Below are 17,849 nucleotides of genomic sequence, written 5' to 3'. Positions count from 1 at the left end.
TTACGCCAGTTAAATAAAATCTTGCACGCTGACAGCTTAAACGCAGTAAGCGCAAGCTCAACGCATGCGCTATATAGCCGAATAAGCACAAGTGCGGCCCGGCAAATTGCCGGGCCGCTACCAGTAGCGCTAATTATTTCGAATACAATTCGACGATGAGCTGCTCCGTGATTTTCTCCGGAATCAGCTCACGGCTGGGGGCGGTGGTAAACTTACCAGCCAGCTCTTTGCCGTCCCACTCCAACCAGGAGAACTGGCGCGAGTTGCGAACCGACAGGCTCGTGGTGATGGCTTCGAGCGACTTCGACTTCTCACGCACGGCCACGATGTCGCCGGGACGCAGGTGGTACGAAGGAATGTTCACCACTTCGCCGTTCACGGTGATGTGCTTGTGGCCCACCAGCTGACGAGCCGCGCGACGCGTCGAGGCAATGCCCAAACGGTACACGGTGTTGTCCAGACGGGCTTCCAGCAGAGCGAGCAGGTTGTCGCCGGTGATGCCGGGCATGGTGGCAGCCTTGTGGAACAGGTTTTCGAATTGCTTCTCCAACATGCCGTACATGTACTTCACCTTCTGCTTCTCCATCAGCTGCACGGCGTATTCCGACTGCTTTTTGCGGCGGCCGCGGCCGTGCTGGCCCGGAGGATAAGCTTTTTTATTGAGCGCTTTGTCGGGGCCGAAAATCGGCTCGTTGAAGCGACGGGCAATTTTTGAGGTAGGGCCGGTATAACGTGCCATCTTAATTATCCTAACTGAAGTGAAAAACTAAACGCGACGACGCTTGGGGGGGCGGCAGCCGTTGTGGGGCAGCGGCGTTACGTCGCGGATGGTGGTCACCTCGATGCCCACGTTGCCGAGGGCGCGGATGGCCGACTCACGGCCCGAACCCGGGCCTTTCACGAATACTTCGGCTTTGCGCATGCCCAAGTCGTGGGCCACTTTGCCGCAGTCGCTCATCGCCATCTGAGCGGCGTAGGGCGTATTTTTCTTCGAGCCACGGAAGCCCATTTTGCCGGCCGAAGCCCACGAAATAACTTGACCGTTGTTGTTGGTGATGGAGATGATGATGTTGTTGAACGAGGCACGGATGTGTACCTGGCCCACCTGCTCCACCACGACAACGCGCTTCTTGGCTTTGTCTTTTCTTTTTTGTGCCATTTGGTTATCGCAAAAAATGCGGGAGGTGTTGGCGCTGGCGACGCGAGTACACTACTCGCCAAAGCCAGCGCCGATTCCCGTGTGAGATTATTTCGTTGCCTTCTTCTTGCCGGCCACCGTCTTGCGCTTGCCCTTGCGGGTACGCGAGTTGTTCTTGGTGCGCTGACCACGAACCGGCAAACCTTTGCGATGACGCAAGCCACGGTAGCAACCGATGTCCATCAAACGCTTGATGTTCGTGGTCACTTCCGAGCGCAGCACGCCTTCGGTCTTGTGCTCGGCGGCGATGATGGCGCGGATGGCACCCGACTCCTCGTCGGTCCAGTCCTTCACCTTTTTGTTCACGTCAACGCCAGCCTGCGTGAGGATTTTGCTGGAGTTGCTCCGGCCAATGCCGAAAATGTAAGTCAGGGCGATTTCGCCGCGCTTGTTGTCCGGGATATCAACCCCTGCGATACGAGCCATTGTGTGTGGTTATGTGTTTGCGGACAGAACCCCGGCAGCGGCTTGGAAGGCGGTAAGTAACCTTACCAGTACCCAAGGCTCCGGGATTCTAAAATGGAATTAGCCCTGACGCTGCTTGAAGCGGGGGTTTTTCTTGTTGATGACGTAGAGCTTGCCATTACGGCGGACCAGTTTGCAGTCCACGCTACGCTTTTTCACCGAGGTTTTTACTTTCATGACCTGTGAAGAGAAACGAGTTTATTTATAACGATACTTGATTCGGCCCTTCGACAAGTCGTAGGGAGACATTTCCAGTTTCACCTTGTCGCCGGGCAGAATCTTGATGTAGTGCATCCGCATCTTGCCCGAAATGTGGGCAATCAGCTGGTGGCCGTTCTCCAGCTCCACGCGGAACATGGCGTTGGAGAGGGCTTCGAGGATGGTACCGTCCTGCTCAATCGAGGCTTGTTTTGCCATAAGGGCTACTGCAATGCTTTTTCTATGAATTCAAAGGAGGTCAGAATTTCTGCCTTCTCTTTTCTAACAACAACGGTGTGCTCAAAGTGCGCCGAGGGTTTGCGGTCCTTGGTGCGAATCGTCCAGCCATCCGCCTCCTGCACCACATCCTTCTTGCCCAGGTTCACCATCGGCTCAATGGCCAACACCAAACCCGTCTGCAAAAGCGGCCCCGAACCCCGCTTGCCGTAGTTCGGCACTTCGGGCTTCTCGTGCAGCTTGGCCCCAACTCCGTGGCCAACCAACTCGCGCACCACCCCGTAGCCCATCGGAGCTACGTGGTTCTGGATAGCGTAGCTGATGTCGCCCACGCGGTTGCCGCTCACGGCTTGTTCGATGCCTTTGTAGAGGGCTGCCTTGGTTTCCCGCAGCAAAGCCAGTACTTCAGGCGCCACCTCCCCGATTGGGTAAGTGTAAGCACTGTCTGAATGAAAACCATTCAGGAAAACCCCGCAGTCTACCGTCAGAATGTCGCCGCTCTTCAGCGGCTCGTCGGTAGCAAACCCGTGCACCACCACCGAATTAGGCGAAAGACACAAGCTGAAGGGAAACTGATTATACCCTTTAAAGGACGGCACCCCACCATGGTCCCGGATGAACTCCTCCGCGCGCTTATCGAGCTGCCGCGTCGTCACTCCTTCCTTCACCATGCCCGCGACTTCGCCGTGGGCCCTGGCCAGCAATTGGGCGCTGGCTCGGATGAGGTCAATCTCTTCTTCGGTTTTATATTGAATGCTGCCGCTCATGGCTGCTTACGACGCTATTGAAATCGGCTGCGCCGTGCGACCGCGCAGCTTGCCAGACTTCATCATGCCATCGTAGTGCTGCATGAGCAGGTAGCTCTGTACTTGGTTCACCGTGTCAAGCACCACACCCACCATGATGATGAGCGACGTGCCGCCATAGAAAGCCGAGAACGGACGAGTTACCCCAAGCAATAGGGCGATAGCCGGGAAAATGGCAATTAGCGCTAGAGCAACGGCACCAGGGAGGGTTACACGGGTCAGGATTTCATCAATGAATTCCGAGGTATCACGGCCAGGCTTCACGCCGGGTACGAAACCACCGCTCCGCTTCAGGTCGTCGGCAATCTGATTAGGATTGACGCTGATGGCGGTGTAGAAGTAGGTAAAGATGATAATCAGTAGGCCGAAGGTTAAGTTATACTGCCACGAAGTGTAATCCGAAAACTTCACACCGATGTAGCTGGCGGTATCGCTCTGGTTCTGCCAGACAGATGCCACGATGGCAGGCACAAACATCAACGACTGGGCGAAGATGATGGGCATCACACCAGCAGCATTCACCTTAAGGGGAATGAACTGACGCTGTGCATCCAACTGCGTAGTGCCACCAACTTGCTTGGCGTACTGCACCGCGATGCGGCGAACCGCCTGCGTGAGCACGATAACCGCCATTACCACGAGGAACAGCACCACCATTTCCAGCAGGAAGATGAGGGATTTGTTAACGCCTTTAGCAGCAGCTTCACCGATGATGGCACCGGGGAGACGCGACACGATGCCAATCATGATAATCATGGAGATACCGTTGCCGATGCCTTTGTCCGTGATTTTCTCGCCCAGCCACATGCAGAACAACGTGCCGGCCGTGATGATAATCATGGTCGAGACGGTGAAGAACGTGCCAGGGTTGATGATGGCTTCGGCGTTAATCGTGGCGATGAAGCCAACCGATTGGGCCAACACAATCGGAATCGTGAGAATCCGGGTGTACTGGTTGATTTTCTTACGTCCCGACTCGCCTTCCTTCTGGAGCTTCTGGAAGTAGGGCACGGCGATGGTGAGCAACTGCAACACAATCGACGCCGAGATGTACGGCATGATGCCCAGCGCGAAAATCGACGCGTGGCTGAATGCGCCGCCGAGCAGCGTATCCAGAATGCCAAACAAGCCTTGGGCGCCGGTCTTGAGCTGCGTGGGGTCAACGCCCGGCAGCACCACGTAAACGCCTAGGCGATAGATGGCAATGAAGAAAAGCGTATTGAGGATTCGCGTACGCAAATCCTCAATCGCAAAAATGTTCTTTATCGACTCGATAAACTTATTCATTGCCGAAGGTAGCTATTAGAGCGTTACCGCTTTGCCGCCAGCCTTCTCGATGGCCTCAACGGCCGACTTCGAGAATGCATGAGCATGAACTTCTACCGCCGTAGCGATTTCGCCACGGCCCAGAACTTTGATTTTAGCGTTTTTCGACGCCAGACCTTTAGCCACGAAGAACGAGGCATCCATGGTCGTAGCCGAAGCGTCCTTTTCGAGCAGCGAGGTCAACACATCGAGGTTGATGGCTTTGTACTCGACACGGTTCAGGCTCTTGAAGCCGAACTTAGGCACACGGCGCTGCAGGGGCATCTGGCCACCTTCAAAGCCGGACTTGCGCTTGTAGCCCGAACGCGACTTGGCGCCTTTGTGACCACGGGTCGACGTGCCACCGCGCGTGGAGCCTTCGCCCCGGCCAATCCGCTTCTCGTTTTTAGTCGAGCCGTAGGCGGGCGATAGATTGCTGAGATTGAGCATGACGATAATAGTCTTACAGTTCGGTTACTTGAAGCAGGTGCTGCACGCTCTTCACCATGCCCAGGATGGACGGGTTCGATTCGTGGGTAGCGGTGCTGTTGAGTTTATTCAGGCCGAGGGACTGAACGGTGCGCTTCTGACGCTCGGGGCGGTCAATGGCGCTGCGCACGAGCTTTACTTGAATTTGTGCCATGTCAATTAACCGTTAAAAACGCGGGCCAAAGAAATACCACGGGCTTGAGCGATTTGCAACGGGTCGCGCATTTTGGCGAGGGCTGCAAACGTCGCTTTAACCACGTTGTGAGGGTTTGACGAGCCTTTCGACTTCGCCAGCACATCCTTGATACCGGCGCTCTCGAACACGGCGCGCATAGCACCGCCGGCGATTACACCCGTACCAGCCGCTGCCGGCTGGATGAGCACGAAACCACCGCCGTAGCGGCCTTCCATGAGGTGAGGAACGGTGTGCTTGTACATGGGCACTTTCACCACGTTCTTCTTGGCGTCGTCAATGCCTTTGGCAATGGCGTCGGTTACTTCGTTGGCTTTGCCGAGGCCGTAGCCTACGTTGCCGTTGCCGTCGCCCACTACCACGATGGCAGAGAAGCTAAAGCGGCGACCGCCTTTCACCACCTTCGCTACGCGGTTGATGGCTACTACTTTTTCTTTGAAGTCGGAGTCAGCACCCATGCGGGAGTTGTCCTTATTCCGGTCGCGGTCGTTGCTGCGCTGACGGTCTCCGCCAGGACGATTGTTGTCGCGTTCTTGCGCCATGATAGTTTAGAAATTGAGGCCGCCTTCGCGAGCACCTTCAGCCAATGATTTTACGCGACCGTGGTATAGGTAACCCGAGCGGTCGAACACCACTTTCGTGATGCCTTTCTCCTGAGCTACCGCGGCAATCTGCCGGCCTACGGCAGCGGCCAAAGCCACACCGTTGCCACCTTCGGCGGTTACTTTTTTCGAGGAAGCAGCAGCCAGCGTGCGGCCAGCCGTGTCGTCGATAATCTGGGCGTAGATGCCCGTGTTGCTGCGGAACACCGACAGGCGCGGACGCTCCGAGGTGCCGGACACTTTCGTGCGGATGATGCGCTGAATCCGCTTGCGGCGAGTTGCTTTATCAAATGCCATGATGCGAATTTATTTAGAAGCCGTTTTACCAGCTTTGCGACGGATAATCTCGCCCACGAAGCGCACACCCTTGCCTTTGTAAGGCTCAACTTTGCGCAGCGAACGTATTTTGGCGGCCACTTGGCCCAGCAGCTGGTTGTCGATGCTGTTCAGCGTCACAATCGGGTTCTTGCCTTTTTCGGTAACGGCCGTGGCGGTTACTTCTTTCGGCAGGGCGATGTAGACGTTGTGCGAGTAGCCGAGGGCCAGCTCCAGCGTGCTGCCCACGAGCGAGGCCTTGTAGCCCACGCCCACGAGTTCGAGCTGCTTGGTGAAGCCGTTGCTCACGCCTTCCACCATGTTGTTGATGAGCGAGCGGTACAGGCCGTGCATGGCTTTGTGGCGCTTCTGCTCGGTGGGGCGAGTTACGGTGAGGGTACCGTCTTCGATGGCAACGTTGATGTCGCGGTCTACTTGCGTAGAGAGCGTGCCCTTCGGGCCTTTCACCGTTACCACGTTGTCTTTCTCAACCGAAATAGCGACCCCGGTGGGGACGGAAATCGGGAGTTTACCAATACGTGACATATATGAGTTAGCTAAAGCGGTTCCGGATTAGTACACGTAGCACAGCACCTCGCCGCCCACGTTCTCGGTTTTGGCCTCTTTCTCCGTCATCACGCCCTTCGAGGTCGAGATGATTGCGACGCCCAAGCCGCTGAGTACCCGCGGCAAGTTGTCGGCAGCCACGTACTGACGCAAGCCAGGCGTCGAAACGCGCTGCAGCTTGGTGATGGCGGGAGCCTTGGTGGTCGGGTTGTACTTCAGAGCGATTTTGATGGTGCCCTGAACCGACGAATCATCAAAACGGTACGACTGAATGTAGCCCTTTTGGTAGAGCACCTTCGTGATTTCCTTTTTGATGTTGCTGGCCGGGATTTCTACCACCCGGTGGTTCGCCTTAATGGCGTTGCGCACCCGGGTCAGGTAGTCGGCAATGGGGTCAGTGTTCATTGATAAGTAAATACGTCCGCTTTTTTCGGAGCGCAAAGATAAGAAAATTTCGCCGGGTGCCCAACGGGACCAACGAAATTTCGGTTAAGACTACTTGGCACGTCCGGCGACGGTCCGGCCAATGGTTTCTTTTGGCAACCTGCCAAATGGTTTTGAGGCAAGCCTCAGGTTTTGGGAGTGCAAAGGTAGCGGAAAGCGAAGCACTTATGCAAGTGCACGGCGAAAATCAATATGACTGTTTGCAATGATTCTTTCCGATACATTGCCGTTTGACACTTCCGAGCGAACAAGTGAGCTGAAAGCAAAATAGGCGCTCCAGCCGAAGCATGAGCGCCTATTCGATTGCTTGCGAAAAGCCGTACTGGACTACCAGCTCGACTTGGTCACACCGGGAATCTTCCCAGCCAGTGCCATTTCGCGGAAACGCACGCGGCTGATGCCAAACTTGCGCATGTAGCCGCGGGGGCGGCCGTCAATCATGTCGCGGTTGTGCAGGCGCACGGGCGAAGCGTTTTTGGGCAGCTTGTCGAGACCTTCGTAGTCGCCGGCAGCTTTCAGCGCCTTACGCTTCTCAGCGTAGCGGGCCACGGTGGCAATGCGCTTGCGCTCCCGTGCTTTGATGGATTCTTTAGCCATGAGTTCGGAAGATTAAGCGTCTTTTTTAGCGTTGGCGAAAGGCATACCGAACGCCTTGAGCAGCTCGTAGCTCTGCTCGTCGTTCTCGGCGGTGGTCACGAACGTGATGTCCATGCCCGAGATGCCTTTGATTTTGTCAATCGAGATTTCGGGGAAGATGATTTGCTCTTTCACGCCGAGCGTGTAGTTGCCACGACCATCGAAACCTTTGTCGTTGATGCCTTTGAAGTCACGCACGCGGGGCAGGGCCACCGTCAGCAGACGGTCCATGAACTCGTACATGCGCTCGCCGCGCAGGGTCACTTTCGCGCCGATGGGCATGCCTTCGCGGAGCTTGAAGTTCGACACCGAACGCTTGGCGATGGTCGGAACGGCTTTCTGGCCCGTAATTTGGGTCAGCTCTTCCACGCCGTTGTCCACCAGCTTCTTATCTGCTACCGCCGCGCCAATGCCGCGGTTGATGCAGATTTTGGTGATGCGCGGTACCTGCATGATGCTCTTGAACTGGAATTTCTCCTGGAGCGCCGGTACTACGTCTTTTTTATAAATGTCTTTGAGACGGGCCATGATGGTGGGGGCTGCTTAAGCCGTTTTGGCAGAGGCACGCTTGGCTTTGGCAGGGGCAGCAGCCGGAGCTGCGGCAGCTGCGGCGCCTTTGCGCACCCGCTCACCGGTGGTGGGGTTGATAGCCTGCACGTTGCTCACGTGCATGGGCGCCTCCATCTTGGTGATGCCGCCCTGGGGCGATTTGGCGCTCGGCTTGTTGTGTTTCGTCACCAGGTTCAGACCTTCAACGGTTACGCGCTGGGTCACCCGGTTCACCGACTTGATAACGCCGGTTTTGCCACGCTCGTCACCGGCAATCACCTTCACGGTGTCGCCCGTTTTCACGTGCAGTTGTACGGGAGCTGCTTTCTTGATAGCCATAGCTTAGAGTACTTCGGGGGCTAAGGATACAATTTTCATGAACTGACGCTCACGGAGCTCACGGGCCACTGGGCCGAAGATGCGCGTGCCGCGGGGCTCGTCGTTGTTGTTGAGCAACACAGCAGCGTTGTCATCGAAGCGGATGTACGAACCGTCTTTGCGGCGTACTTCCTTCTTCGTGCGCACCACTACGGCCTTGCTCACGGTGCCCTTCTTGGCGTTGCCCGAGGGCAGCGCCGACTTGATGGCTACCACAATCTTGTCGCCAACGCTGGCGTATTTCTTGCCCGTGCCACCCAGGACACGGATGCAGAGGACTTCCTTGGCGCCGCTGTTGTCGGCCACCGTCAGGCGGGATTCTTGCTGTATCATTGCTCTGGATTACTTAGCGCGTTCAATAATTTCCACCAGGCGCCACCGCTTGGTTTTGCTCAGCGGGCGGGTGCTCATGATGCGCACCGTGTCGCCTTCGCCGCACTCGTTTTTCTCGTCGTGGGCGTGGAATTTCGTGGTTTTGGTCACGAACTTACCGTAGATAGGGTGCTTATGTTTCTGCACCACAGCCACGGTGATGGACTTGTCCATCTTGGAGCTCGTTACCGTGCCGGTGATTTCCTTGCGCATATTGCGCGAGTCTTCAGCTACGGCTTGGTCTTGGGTTGTTACGTCGGTTGCCATCGGTTATTGAGCGGAGTTAGTGGACTGCTCGCTTTTGCGACGGTTTTGCTCGGTGAGCAAGCGGGCGACAGTCTTACGGTTAGCCTTCAGGCGGGCGGGGTTTTCCAGGGGCGAAATCGCGTGGGCGAAACGCAGCTGCTGGCCCTGAGCCTGCTCGGTTTTGATTTGCTCTTTCAGCTGGTCAGCGGAAAGGCCTTTGAGGTCGGTCTTGTTCTTCATGACTTAAGCAGCGTCCGTATAGTCGCGGCGAACCACGAATGAAGTTTTTACGGGAAGCTTCTGAGCCGCCAGACGCAGCGATTCTTTAGCTACTTCCAGCGAAACCCCGTCCGACTCGAACATGATTTGGCCGGGCTTCACGCAGGCTACCCAATACTCGGGCGAGCCTTTGCCCTTACCCATGCGCACCTCAGCGGGCTTCTTGGTAATCGGCTTGTCGGGGAAAATGCGAATCCATACTTGCCCTTCGCGTTTCATGGCGCGGGTCATGGCGATACGTGCAGCCTCAATTTGGCGAGCCGTAATCCAAGACACTTCCAGCGACTTGATAGCGAACGAACCGAAGTCTATGGAGCTGCCGCGGTAGGCGAGGCCTGTTACGCGACCCTTTTGCATCTTGCGATACTTGGTCCTTTTCGGTTGTAACATTTTAATTTATTGTAAAGAGAGTGTTCTAAAGAGAGAGGGGCGAACAGCCGAACATTTCGCTTCGTTCACCAAACGCGGCAAACGAAGCGAAATGATTGAGCTTAGTTCTAGCGACGCGGGCCGCGGGCTGCACCGGCACCACCACCTTGGGCGGGGCCGTTGCGACGGGGGCCAGCGTTGTCGCCGGCACCACCGCGGGGGCCACGGTCGTTGCCGCCACGGCCACCGGCACCACCGTCACGACGGGGGCCACGGTCGCCTTCGCGACGCTCGCCGCGGGGGCCGCGGTCGTCACGACGACCACCGCCACCTTCGCCACCACCGGGGTTGGTGAGTTGCTGGTTCGGCGAGAGGTCGGGCTTGCCGAACACCTCACCGCGCATTACCCACACCTTGATGCCGATTTTGCCATACACGGTCTGAGCTTCCGACAAAGCGTAGTCAATATCAGCGCGCAGCGTGTGCAGCGGCGTACGACCTTCTTTGTACTGCTCCGAACGGGCAATCTCCGCACCGCCGAGACGGCCACCGCACTGAATCTTGATGCCTTCGGCACCAACACGCATGGCAGCCTGAATCGACATCTTCATGGCGCGACGGAAAGAGATACGAGCGGCCAACTGCTGGGCGATGCTCTCGCCTACCAGCTTGGCATCCAACTCCGGACGCTTGATTTCGAAGATGTTGATTTGAACGTCTTTGCTGGTGATTTGCTTCAGCTCGTCCTTAATTTTGTCTACTTCCTGGCCGCCTTTGCCAATCACCACACCCGGACGGGCCGTGTTGATGGTGATGGTGATGCGCTTCAGGGTGCGCTCAATCACAATGCGGCTGATGCCACCTTTCTGAATGCGCGCGTTGATGTACTTGCGGATTTTCTCGTCCTCCACCAGTTTCTCGGCGAAGTCCTTGCCGCCGTACCAGTTAGAGTCCCAGCCTTTGATTACGCCGAGGCGGAAGCCAGTTGGATTTACTTTCTGTCCCATGTTAAATTAGGATTTGGCGTCGGCCTTGGGGTTTTCGGTAGTGCCAACTTCTTTGGCGTGCTTGGAGCCAAGCTTCTCAACCTTCGTGTCGATTTTCAGCGTCACGTGGTTGCTGCGCTTGCGGATGCGGTGGCCACGGCCCTGGGGGGCGGGGCGCAGGCGCTTCAGCTGGCGTCCTTCGTCCACGAAGATTTCGCTGATGTAGAGGTTTGCGTCCTCAATCCGCTCTTCTTCGTTGTGCTGCTGCCAGTTGGCCAAGGCCGACAGGAGCAGTTTCTCAATCTTCTCGGCGCCGATGTTGGCTTCGAAGCGTAACAGGCCGAGGGCCTGGGTCACTTTCTTGCCGCGCACGAGGTCGGCCACCAAACGCATCTTGCGAGGCGAGGTCGGCACATTGCGGAGTTTTGCTACTGCTTCCATCTTAGCGCTTGCCTTTATCTTTTTTGGCGATGTGACCGCGGAAGTTGCGCGTCGGGGCGAATTCGCCCAGCTTGTGCCCTACCATGTTCTCGGTCACATACACCGGGATGAACTTATTGCCGTTGTGAACAGCGAACGTGTGGCCCACGAAATCCGGAGAAATCATCGAGCGGCGCGACCAAGTCTTCACCACCGATTTCTTACCAGCCGTATCGAGTGCCGTGACTTTCTTTTCCAGCCGGAAGTCAATGTACGGCCCTTTTTTTAGTGAACGTGCCATATATTACTTCTTGCCTTTGCGGCTCACAATCAGGTTCTCCGAATACTTGTTCTTGTTGCGGGTCTTCTGACCTTTAGCCAGAATGCCGTTGCGGCTACGCGGGTGACCACCCGACGATTTGCCTTCGCCACCACCCATGGGGTGGTCGACAGGGTTCATTACCACACCACGAACGCGGGGACGACGACCAGCCCAGCGGTTACGGCCGGCTTTGCCCATCACAGTGTTCATGTGGTCACCGTTCGATACGGTACCAACGGTGGCCATGCAGGTCACGAGCACCATACGCATCTCGCCCGAAGGCAATTTCAGCGTGGCGTACTTCTCTTCGCGGGCTACGATTTGGGCGTAGGTACCAGCCGAGCGAGCCATTGCGGCGCCCTGGCCGGGCTGCAGTTCGATGTTGTGGAGGATGGTACCGAGGGGAATCTCGCGCAGCGGCAGGGTGTTGCCTACTTCGGGAGCGACGCCGGGGCCCGACACAATCTTCGCGCCTACCGTCATGCCGGCGGGAGCGATGATGTAACGCTTCTCACCATCGGCATAGTTGACGAGGGCGATGCGCGCCGTGCGGTTGGGGTCGTACTCGATGGACTTCACGACGGCCGGAACACCGGCTTTGTCGCGCTTGAAGTCCACGATGCGGTATTGGGTTTTGTGACCACCGCCGATGTAGCGGTTGGACATTTTACCGGAGGAGTTCCGGCCACCCGTCTTGTTGAGGGAAGTCAAGAGCGACTTCTCCGGGGTCGACGTCGTAATCTCGTCGAACGCCGGCGCAACGCGGAAGCGCTGCCCAGGGCTGGTTGGTCTGAGTTTTTTAAGTGCCATTACTAGCTAGTTGTGCTTTTGCGGCGAAAAATATGGAGGCGGAGCCTAGGCCTAGAGGTTGCCGTAGAAGTCGATAACGTCGCCTTCTTTCACGGTTACAATGGCTTTCTTGCCGTGGGCCCGACGGCCGGTCACCTGACCGCCTTTGGTGCCTTTGGTCTTCATTTTGCCAATGGTGCGCATCGTGTTGATTTCGGTCACCGTCACGCCGTAGAGGGCTTCGATGTCCTTTTTGATTTGCACTTTGTTGGCGGTGCGCTCCACTTCGAATGTGTAGCGACCTTTCTCGTTCAGGCCGGTGGCCTTTTCGGTAACGATGGGGCGTTTCAGGGTGCTCATTATTCGGCGGTGCTATAGAGTTCAACCAATGAAGCCATGCCGTCTTCCGAAATCAACAGGGTGTCCGTGTTCAGCAGGTCGTGCGTGTTGATGCCTACCGGGGTAGCCACTTTCACTTTCTGCAGGTTGCGGGCGCTGAGGAGAACATTCTTGTTAGCCTCGCCGGTGAGGAGCATGGTCTTTTTGCCGTTGTTCAGCTTGAGGCCGTCCAAGATGGCAACGAAGTCCTTGGTGCGGGGAGCTGACATGGCAATGTTCTCCACAACGGAGATTTTGCCATCCTTCGCCAGGCTCGACAGAGCCGAGAGGCGAGCTACGCGCTTGGTCTTCTTGTTCAGCTTAAAACCGTAGTCGCGGGGCTGGGGACCAAACATGCGGCCACCACCAACGAACACACCCGACTTCATGCTGCCGGCGCGGGCACCGCCCGTGCCTTTTTGTTTCTTGAGCTTCTTCGTGGTGCCGTGCACCTCGTTCCGCTGCTTGGACTTGTGCGTGCCCTGGCGCTGGTTGGCCAGGTACTGCTTCACGTCCAGGTACATCACATGCTCGTTTACTTCGAGACCGAAGATGGCGTCAGACAGGGTCACTTTGCGGCCGGTGTCTTCGCCTTTGAGGTTATATACTGCGAGTTCCATCGTACTAGTCTATTTCTCGATTACCACGTAAGAGTTCTTCGCGCCGGGAATCGAGCCGCTCACCAGAATCAGGTTCTTGTCGCCTACTACGCGCATTACCTTCAAGTTCTGCACTTTCACGCGGTCATTGCCCATTCGGCCACCCATGCGCATTCCTTTGAATACGCGCGAAGGCCACGAGCACGCACCGATAGAACCGGGGTGACGCAGGCGGTTGTGCTGGCCGTGGGTCTGGCCACCAACACCCTGGAAGTTGTAACGCTTTACAACGCCCTGGAAACCCTTGCCTTTGGAGGTGCCTACTACGTCCACAAACTCGCCCTCTTCGAAGAGAGTCGCGTCGATGGTAGCGCCAGCGGCGTAGGTCGATTCGGCGTCGAGGCGGAATTCAACCAATTTTTTCTTGGGGGTCGTACCGGCTTTCGCGAAGTGACCAGCCAATGCTTTAGTGGTGTTCTTGGCTTTTTTCTCGCCGTACCCAATTTGAATGGCGGTGTAACCGTCATTCGCGATAGTCTTAACCTGCGTCACTACGCACGGACCCGCCTCGATGAGCGTGCAGGGAATATTTTTCCCGTCCGGAGTGAAGAGGCTTGTCATACCGATTTTCTTACCGATAATGCCAGGCATTCTGTTAATGATTAAATGACACAAAAAGAAAACGACCGAGTGCCGTTTTCGCTAAGGGAGTGCAAAGATAGGAAAAAAGGCTCGGGAATCACAATGACACCTAGAAATATTTTCTAGGTGAGGCTGTTAGCTCCCGAAAAGGTGGTAATCTAAGCCGGACGCCAAACTGGGTCACGGTCGTTGCAGGGCAGCAATCCTTGCAGGGCCAGCAATAGGAAAAACACAACAAATGCCAGTCCTATTTGCGTTTCTAGGGTGTACTCTACCAGAAAAGAAAGCGCAATGCTCACGTATTGGGCCAGAAGCAGTGGGGCCTGTTTCCGGCGCGCCCACCACGCAGGATAGAACAAACCAACCATGCCTACTAACAGGCCTAAGGCGCCAAAGGCAGCCAGGTTGTATAAGAATTGATTGTGCGGCAAGATGTAATACTCGCTAGTCATCTCGGGATACTCTTCGGCATACCTGACGGCCATCTCATCTTCCAAGTCGGGCTTGCCCACGCCCAGTGTAGGATTATCGCGCCACACTTCCAGCGCTGCTTTATACGAGTACAACCGTCCTGAGATGGAGAATTTCTTGCCTTCTGAACTAGTCTTCTGTTTGGCCTTGCTAACGTCTTCCTTCGTATTGGCAATTTTATTCCGAAACGTAGGAAAAGCCACGTAGCTTATAACTGGCAGCGCAAGCAAGCAAGTTGCCAGCGCGGCGGCTCGTTTCCATTGTTGCTTGCGGAGCACCAGCCATAGGATGGCAAGTCCTCCAAGCGCATAAAATGTCATTTCGCCACTGCGTACGGCCAGCATGTGCAGAAACAGAGCCAACGCGACCACGACGCCACCCAGCCAGATTCGCCAGGCATGCTTCACAGCTCGATGCTCGAGCAGCAGGATGCCTGCTGCAATAGCCAACGTGACGATGAGGCTGAAGCGGATGTGGTCGGGCTCCGTAGGCATCACCTTGGAGCGGTAGTAGCTCTCATTGATTTCGGCGGCGTGTAGCAGGTAATTAGTGGTAGCCCCCAAGGCCGCGAGCACCGTTACCCCTATCAACAGCAACCAAAGCCACCGCAGATAGCGACTTGGCAACGCTGGCAGCAACCAAAACCCCAGCCCCAGCCCCAGGATAGGTAATTGCAAAACCAAGTCTTGATAGTAGGCACCGGTATTGGCAGGGGTGGTATGGAAGCCTGCCGAGGCGTGCACCAGAAACAGCAAAAACAAGCTCCCAAATACTGGCCAAAGTTGCTTATGGGCTATTCGGCGGTGGGAAACTGCATACATTAGGCCGGTGGCCGCTACCCCCGCGATGCCGATGCTAGGCAACACGCGAAACCATTCCGCAACAAAAATGCCGACGATGACACAGCCACAGAAGAACAAAGCAGCCAGGTGCAAGCGGGCAAGCGTGAAAACAGATTGCATGTGGGCAAAGTAGTACGCCGCAAGTTCCAAAGAAAAAGCCCCACCGCAACAAAGTACGGAGGGGCTTTCTTTCAATTCACGCTGAAATCGAATCCTCAGACTTTGATTTCTACGTCGACGCCGCTGGGCAGTTCCAGCTTCATCAGTGCGTCAACAGTTTTCGACGAGGTCGAGAAGATGTCCACGAGGCGCTTGTAGGTGCAGAGCTGGAATTGCTCCCGGCTCTTTTTGTTCACGTGGGGCGAGCGCAACACGGTGAACTTCTCCTTTTGCGTGGGCAACGGAATGGGGCCGCTCACGATGGCACCGGTAGCCTTCACGGCCTTCACGATTTTCTCGGAGGATTTGTCGACCAAGTTGTGGTCGTAGCTTTTCAGCTTGATGCGAATTTTCTGGTTCATGGTATTGGGCAGGGGCCGATTGCCCCAATTAGAAAAGCTTATTTACCTCCTTTTACTTTGGCAACGATGGCATCGGCTAGGTTGGTGGGCACCTGCTCGTAGTGCGAGAAGGTGAGCGAAGCCGAAGCACGCCCCGAAGAGATGGTGCGCAGGTCGGTTACGTAACCGAACAATTCGGACAGCGGCACGTCGGCTTTGATTACCTGAGCGCCGGCCTTCGTGTCCATGCCTTTCATCAGACCACGACGACGGTTCAAGTCGCCGGTTACGGGACCCGTGTACTCGTCGGGGCACACCACTTCTACGGCCATGATGGGCTCGAGCAACTTCGGACCAGCCTTGCGAGCTGCCTCACGGAAGCCGTCGCGAGCGGCGAGTTCGAACGACAGAGCGTCCGAGTCAACGTCGTGGAACGAGCCGTGGTACAGGCGCACCTTCATGGTTTCGAGCGGGAAGCCAGCCAGCGGACCACGCTTCATGGCTTCTTCGAAACCCTTTTGGATGGGCTGGATGAATTCGCGGGGAATCACACCGCCGACGATGGCGTTGTCGAACTCCATGCCGGGTTTCTCCGGCTCGGTTTCTTTCGGGCCCAGCTCAAACACGATGTCGCCGAATTTACCGCGGCCACCGGTTTGCTTTTTGTAGGTTTCGCGGTGGTCGACCTTCTTGGTGAGAATCTCCTTGTAAGCAACCTGGGGAGCACCCTGGTTGATTTCAACCTTGAATTCCCGACGCATGCGGTCGATGATGATTTCAAGGTGGAGTTCGCCCATACCACGCAGGATGGTCTGGCCGGTTTCCTCGTCGGTGTTCACACGCAGGGTGGGGTCTTCCTCAATGAGCTTGGCGATGGCCATGCCCATTTTGTCCACGTCGGCTTGCGTCTTCGGCTCGATGGCGTAGCCAATTACCGGCTCGGGGAAGCTCATCGACTCCAGTACCAGGGGCTGGCCTTCGGCGGTCAGCGTGTCGCCGGTCTTGATGTCTTTGAAGCCCACACCTGCGGCAATGTCACCCGCCTGGATTTTGTCAATCGGGTTCTGCTTGTTGGAGTGCATCTGCATGAGACGCGAGATGCGCTCCTTCTTGCCGGTGCGGTTGTTGAGCACGTAAGAGCCCGACTCCAGCACGCCGCTGTAGCAGCGGAAGAAGCACAGACGGCCCACGAAGGGGTCGGTGGCAATTTTAAACGCCAGCGCGGTGAAAGGCTCGGAGTTGTCGGGGTGACGCTCCACTTCCTCTTCCGTCTCGGGGTTCACGCCCACGATGGCGGGCATGTCGAGGGGCGAAGGCAGGTAAGCCATCACAGCGTCCAGCATGGTCTGCACGCCTTTGTTCTTGAAGGCCGAGCCGCACAACACGGGCGAGAACTTCATGTCGATAACCGCTTTGCGGATTACCGTCATCATTTCCTCGCGGGTGATGCTGTCCGGGTCGTCGAAGAACTTCTCCATCAACGTATCGTCGTACTCGGCTACGCTCTCCACGAGCTTCTCGCGCCATTCGGCCACGGTGTCCACCAAGTCCTCGGGCACGGGGATTTCGTCGTACGACTTGCCTTCGGTTTTGTCGTCCCACACAATGGCTTTGCCGGTGAGCAGGTCAACTACGCCTTTGAAGGTGTCTTCGGCACCAATCGGGATTTGCAGCGGCACGGGGTTAGCGCCGAGCTTCTCCTTGATTTCGTTGACGGCTTTGAAGAAGTCAGCGCCGGCACGGTCCATCTTGTTGACGAAGCAGATGCGGGGCACTTTGTACTTGTCGGCCTGACGCCACACGGTTTCCGACTGGGGCTCCACGCCCGATACGGCGCAGAACAGCGCCACGGCACCGTCGAGCACGCGCAGCGAACGTTCTACTTCTACCGTGAAGTCAACGTGGCCGGGGGTGTCAATCAGGTTGATTTTGTACTGTTTGGTTTCGCCCGTCGTGTTGCCTTTGGCATCGGTGGGGTAGTTCCAGAAGGTGGTCGTAGCAGCCGAAGTAATGGTGATGCCACGCTCCTGCTCCTGCTCCATCCAGTCCATCGTGGCGGCACCGTCGTGCACTTCCCCGATTTTGTGGGTTTTACCCGTGTAGTACAGAATACGCTCCGACGTCGTGGTTTTACCGGCGTCGATGTGCGCCATAATCCCGATGTTGCGGAGGTATTGAAGGTCTTTGTTAACGGCCATTGTTACAATGAGTGAATGAGTGAATGGCTGAATGGGTGAATGAGGTAAATGGTT

At 56.4% G+C, this 17,849-nt stretch carries 30 protein-coding genes; all 30 read right to left on the bottom strand.

Annotated features, from left to right (window positions below):
* Positions 1-133: 133 nt before the first annotated feature.
* Positions 134-739 carry a 30S ribosomal protein S4 gene (rpsD, locus tag JAO73_RS06110; RefSeq protein WP_190925741.1) on the bottom strand — a complete coding sequence of 202 codons (606 nt, stop codon included), beginning with the start codon at positions 737-739 and terminating at the stop codon, positions 134-136.
* A gap of 27 nt (positions 740-766) precedes the next feature.
* Positions 767-1,159, bottom strand: a complete 393-nt coding sequence (gene rpsK / locus JAO73_RS06105) for a 30S ribosomal protein S11 (RefSeq protein ID WP_035567868.1) — start codon at positions 1,157-1,159, stop codon at positions 767-769.
* 87 nt (positions 1,160-1,246) lie between these two features.
* Positions 1,247-1,624, bottom strand: coding sequence for a 30S ribosomal protein S13 (gene rpsM, locus JAO73_RS06100; RefSeq protein WP_190925729.1), 378 nt, complete (start codon positions 1,622-1,624; stop codon positions 1,247-1,249).
* A 99-nt stretch (positions 1,625-1,723) separates the two neighbouring features.
* Positions 1,724-1,840, bottom strand: a complete 117-nt coding sequence (gene rpmJ, locus JAO73_RS06095) for a 50S ribosomal protein L36 (RefSeq protein WP_046246595.1) — start codon at positions 1,838-1,840, stop codon at positions 1,724-1,726.
* A 21-nt stretch (positions 1,841-1,861) separates the two neighbouring features.
* Positions 1,862-2,080, bottom strand: a complete 219-nt coding sequence (gene infA / locus JAO73_RS06090; protein ID WP_035567874.1) for a translation initiation factor IF-1 — start codon at positions 2,078-2,080, stop codon at positions 1,862-1,864.
* Between the two features lie 5 nt (positions 2,081-2,085).
* The gene (gene map / locus JAO73_RS06085) at positions 2,086-2,865 is read right to left on the bottom strand and encodes a type I methionyl aminopeptidase (RefSeq protein WP_190925717.1); all 780 of its coding nucleotides are present in this window, start codon (positions 2,863-2,865) and stop codon (positions 2,086-2,088) included.
* Between the two features lie 6 nt (positions 2,866-2,871).
* On the bottom strand, positions 2,872-4,191 hold the full coding sequence (gene secY, locus JAO73_RS06080) for a preprotein translocase subunit SecY (RefSeq protein ID WP_190925713.1): 1,320 nt from the start codon (positions 4,189-4,191) through the stop codon (positions 2,872-2,874).
* A gap of 15 nt (positions 4,192-4,206) precedes the next feature.
* The gene (rplO, locus tag JAO73_RS06075; RefSeq protein WP_190925709.1) at positions 4,207-4,659 is read right to left on the bottom strand and encodes a 50S ribosomal protein L15; all 453 of its coding nucleotides are present in this window, start codon (positions 4,657-4,659) and stop codon (positions 4,207-4,209) included.
* A 13-nt stretch (positions 4,660-4,672) separates the two neighbouring features.
* On the bottom strand, positions 4,673-4,852 hold the full coding sequence (gene rpmD / locus JAO73_RS06070; protein WP_190925707.1) for a 50S ribosomal protein L30: 180 nt from the start codon (positions 4,850-4,852) through the stop codon (positions 4,673-4,675).
* Positions 4,853-4,857: 5 nt separating this feature from the next.
* Positions 4,858-5,349, bottom strand: a complete 492-nt coding sequence (gene rpsE, locus JAO73_RS06065; protein WP_035567955.1) for a 30S ribosomal protein S5 — start codon at positions 5,347-5,349, stop codon at positions 4,858-4,860.
* A 90-nt stretch (positions 5,350-5,439) separates the two neighbouring features.
* Positions 5,440-5,790 (bottom strand): 50S ribosomal protein L18, encoded by a 351-nt coding sequence (gene rplR / locus JAO73_RS06060; protein ID WP_046246591.1) that lies wholly within the window; start codon positions 5,788-5,790, stop codon positions 5,440-5,442.
* 9 nt (positions 5,791-5,799) lie between these two features.
* A complete protein-coding gene (gene rplF / locus JAO73_RS06055) occupies positions 5,800-6,354 on the bottom strand; it encodes a 50S ribosomal protein L6 (protein WP_190925704.1) in 555 nt (184 codons plus the stop codon).
* A 27-nt stretch (positions 6,355-6,381) separates the two neighbouring features.
* Entirely contained in the window at positions 6,382-6,780 is a 399-nt protein-coding gene (rpsH, locus tag JAO73_RS06050; protein WP_190925702.1) for a 30S ribosomal protein S8, read from the bottom strand.
* A 366-nt stretch (positions 6,781-7,146) separates the two neighbouring features.
* A complete protein-coding gene (gene rpsN / locus JAO73_RS06045) occupies positions 7,147-7,416 on the bottom strand; it encodes a 30S ribosomal protein S14 (RefSeq protein WP_035567891.1) in 270 nt (89 codons plus the stop codon).
* Between the two features lie 12 nt (positions 7,417-7,428).
* On the bottom strand, positions 7,429-7,983 hold the full coding sequence (gene rplE, locus JAO73_RS06040) for a 50S ribosomal protein L5 (RefSeq protein WP_190925700.1): 555 nt from the start codon (positions 7,981-7,983) through the stop codon (positions 7,429-7,431).
* A gap of 15 nt (positions 7,984-7,998) precedes the next feature.
* Positions 7,999-8,343 carry a 50S ribosomal protein L24 gene (gene rplX, locus JAO73_RS06035; RefSeq protein ID WP_190925698.1) on the bottom strand — a complete coding sequence of 115 codons (345 nt, stop codon included), beginning with the start codon at positions 8,341-8,343 and terminating at the stop codon, positions 7,999-8,001.
* A gap of 3 nt (positions 8,344-8,346) precedes the next feature.
* On the bottom strand, positions 8,347-8,715 hold the full coding sequence (gene rplN / locus JAO73_RS06030) for a 50S ribosomal protein L14 (protein ID WP_190925695.1): 369 nt from the start codon (positions 8,713-8,715) through the stop codon (positions 8,347-8,349).
* A gap of 9 nt (positions 8,716-8,724) precedes the next feature.
* The gene (rpsQ, locus tag JAO73_RS06025) at positions 8,725-9,021 is read right to left on the bottom strand and encodes a 30S ribosomal protein S17 (protein ID WP_198976215.1); all 297 of its coding nucleotides are present in this window, start codon (positions 9,019-9,021) and stop codon (positions 8,725-8,727) included.
* Positions 9,022-9,024: 3 nt separating this feature from the next.
* Positions 9,025-9,240, bottom strand: coding sequence for a 50S ribosomal protein L29 (rpmC, locus tag JAO73_RS06020; RefSeq protein ID WP_198976214.1), 216 nt, complete (start codon positions 9,238-9,240; stop codon positions 9,025-9,027).
* A gap of 3 nt (positions 9,241-9,243) precedes the next feature.
* Positions 9,244-9,669 carry a 50S ribosomal protein L16 gene (gene rplP / locus JAO73_RS06015; RefSeq protein WP_046246580.1) on the bottom strand — a complete coding sequence of 142 codons (426 nt, stop codon included), beginning with the start codon at positions 9,667-9,669 and terminating at the stop codon, positions 9,244-9,246.
* A gap of 107 nt (positions 9,670-9,776) precedes the next feature.
* Positions 9,777-10,655, bottom strand: a complete 879-nt coding sequence (gene rpsC, locus JAO73_RS06010) for a 30S ribosomal protein S3 (protein ID WP_198976213.1) — start codon at positions 10,653-10,655, stop codon at positions 9,777-9,779.
* 6 nt (positions 10,656-10,661) lie between these two features.
* Positions 10,662-11,093, bottom strand: a complete 432-nt coding sequence (rplV, locus tag JAO73_RS06005; RefSeq protein WP_502213694.1) for a 50S ribosomal protein L22 — start codon at positions 11,091-11,093, stop codon at positions 10,662-10,664.
* Positions 11,077-11,355, bottom strand: a complete 279-nt coding sequence (gene rpsS / locus JAO73_RS06000; protein WP_190925685.1) for a 30S ribosomal protein S19 — start codon at positions 11,353-11,355, stop codon at positions 11,077-11,079. Before rpsS ends, rplV begins: the two co-directional genes overlap by 17 nt.
* Before the next feature lie 3 nt (positions 11,356-11,358).
* Entirely contained in the window at positions 11,359-12,186 is an 828-nt protein-coding gene (rplB, locus tag JAO73_RS05995; RefSeq protein WP_190925683.1) for a 50S ribosomal protein L2, read from the bottom strand.
* 51 nt (positions 12,187-12,237) lie between these two features.
* Positions 12,238-12,525, bottom strand: a complete 288-nt coding sequence (gene rplW, locus JAO73_RS05990) for a 50S ribosomal protein L23 (RefSeq protein ID WP_190925681.1) — start codon at positions 12,523-12,525, stop codon at positions 12,238-12,240.
* Positions 12,525-13,163: a 50S ribosomal protein L4 gene (gene rplD / locus JAO73_RS05985; protein ID WP_198976212.1), complete on the bottom strand. Its 639-nt coding sequence runs from the start codon at positions 13,161-13,163 to the stop codon at positions 12,525-12,527. The genes rplW and rplD overlap by 1 nt, the downstream gene beginning before the upstream one ends.
* Positions 13,164-13,172: 9 nt before the next feature.
* Positions 13,173-13,793 (bottom strand): 50S ribosomal protein L3, encoded by a 621-nt coding sequence (gene rplC, locus JAO73_RS05980; RefSeq protein WP_190925677.1) that lies wholly within the window; start codon positions 13,791-13,793, stop codon positions 13,173-13,175.
* 149 nt (positions 13,794-13,942) lie between these two features.
* Positions 13,943-15,217: an O-antigen ligase family protein gene (locus tag JAO73_RS05975; protein ID WP_198976211.1), complete on the bottom strand. Its 1,275-nt coding sequence runs from the start codon at positions 15,215-15,217 to the stop codon at positions 13,943-13,945.
* 95 nt (positions 15,218-15,312) lie between these two features.
* Positions 15,313-15,618 carry a 30S ribosomal protein S10 gene (rpsJ, locus tag JAO73_RS05970; protein ID WP_190925673.1) on the bottom strand — a complete coding sequence of 102 codons (306 nt, stop codon included), beginning with the start codon at positions 15,616-15,618 and terminating at the stop codon, positions 15,313-15,315.
* 38 nt (positions 15,619-15,656) lie between these two features.
* Positions 15,657-17,795: an elongation factor G gene (gene fusA / locus JAO73_RS05965; RefSeq protein WP_190925670.1), complete on the bottom strand. Its 2,139-nt coding sequence runs from the start codon at positions 17,793-17,795 to the stop codon at positions 15,657-15,659.
* Positions 17,796-17,849: the final 54 nt, after the last annotated feature.

Origin of the sequence: Hymenobacter miniatus (genome assembly GCF_016427455.1) — a bacterium.
GTDB classification, from domain to species: Bacteria; Bacteroidota; Bacteroidia; order Cytophagales; family Hymenobacteraceae; genus Hymenobacter; species Hymenobacter armeniacus.
The sequence above is the reverse complement of the archived record's forward strand: the minus strand, read 5'-3'. Positions and strand labels throughout refer to the sequence as shown.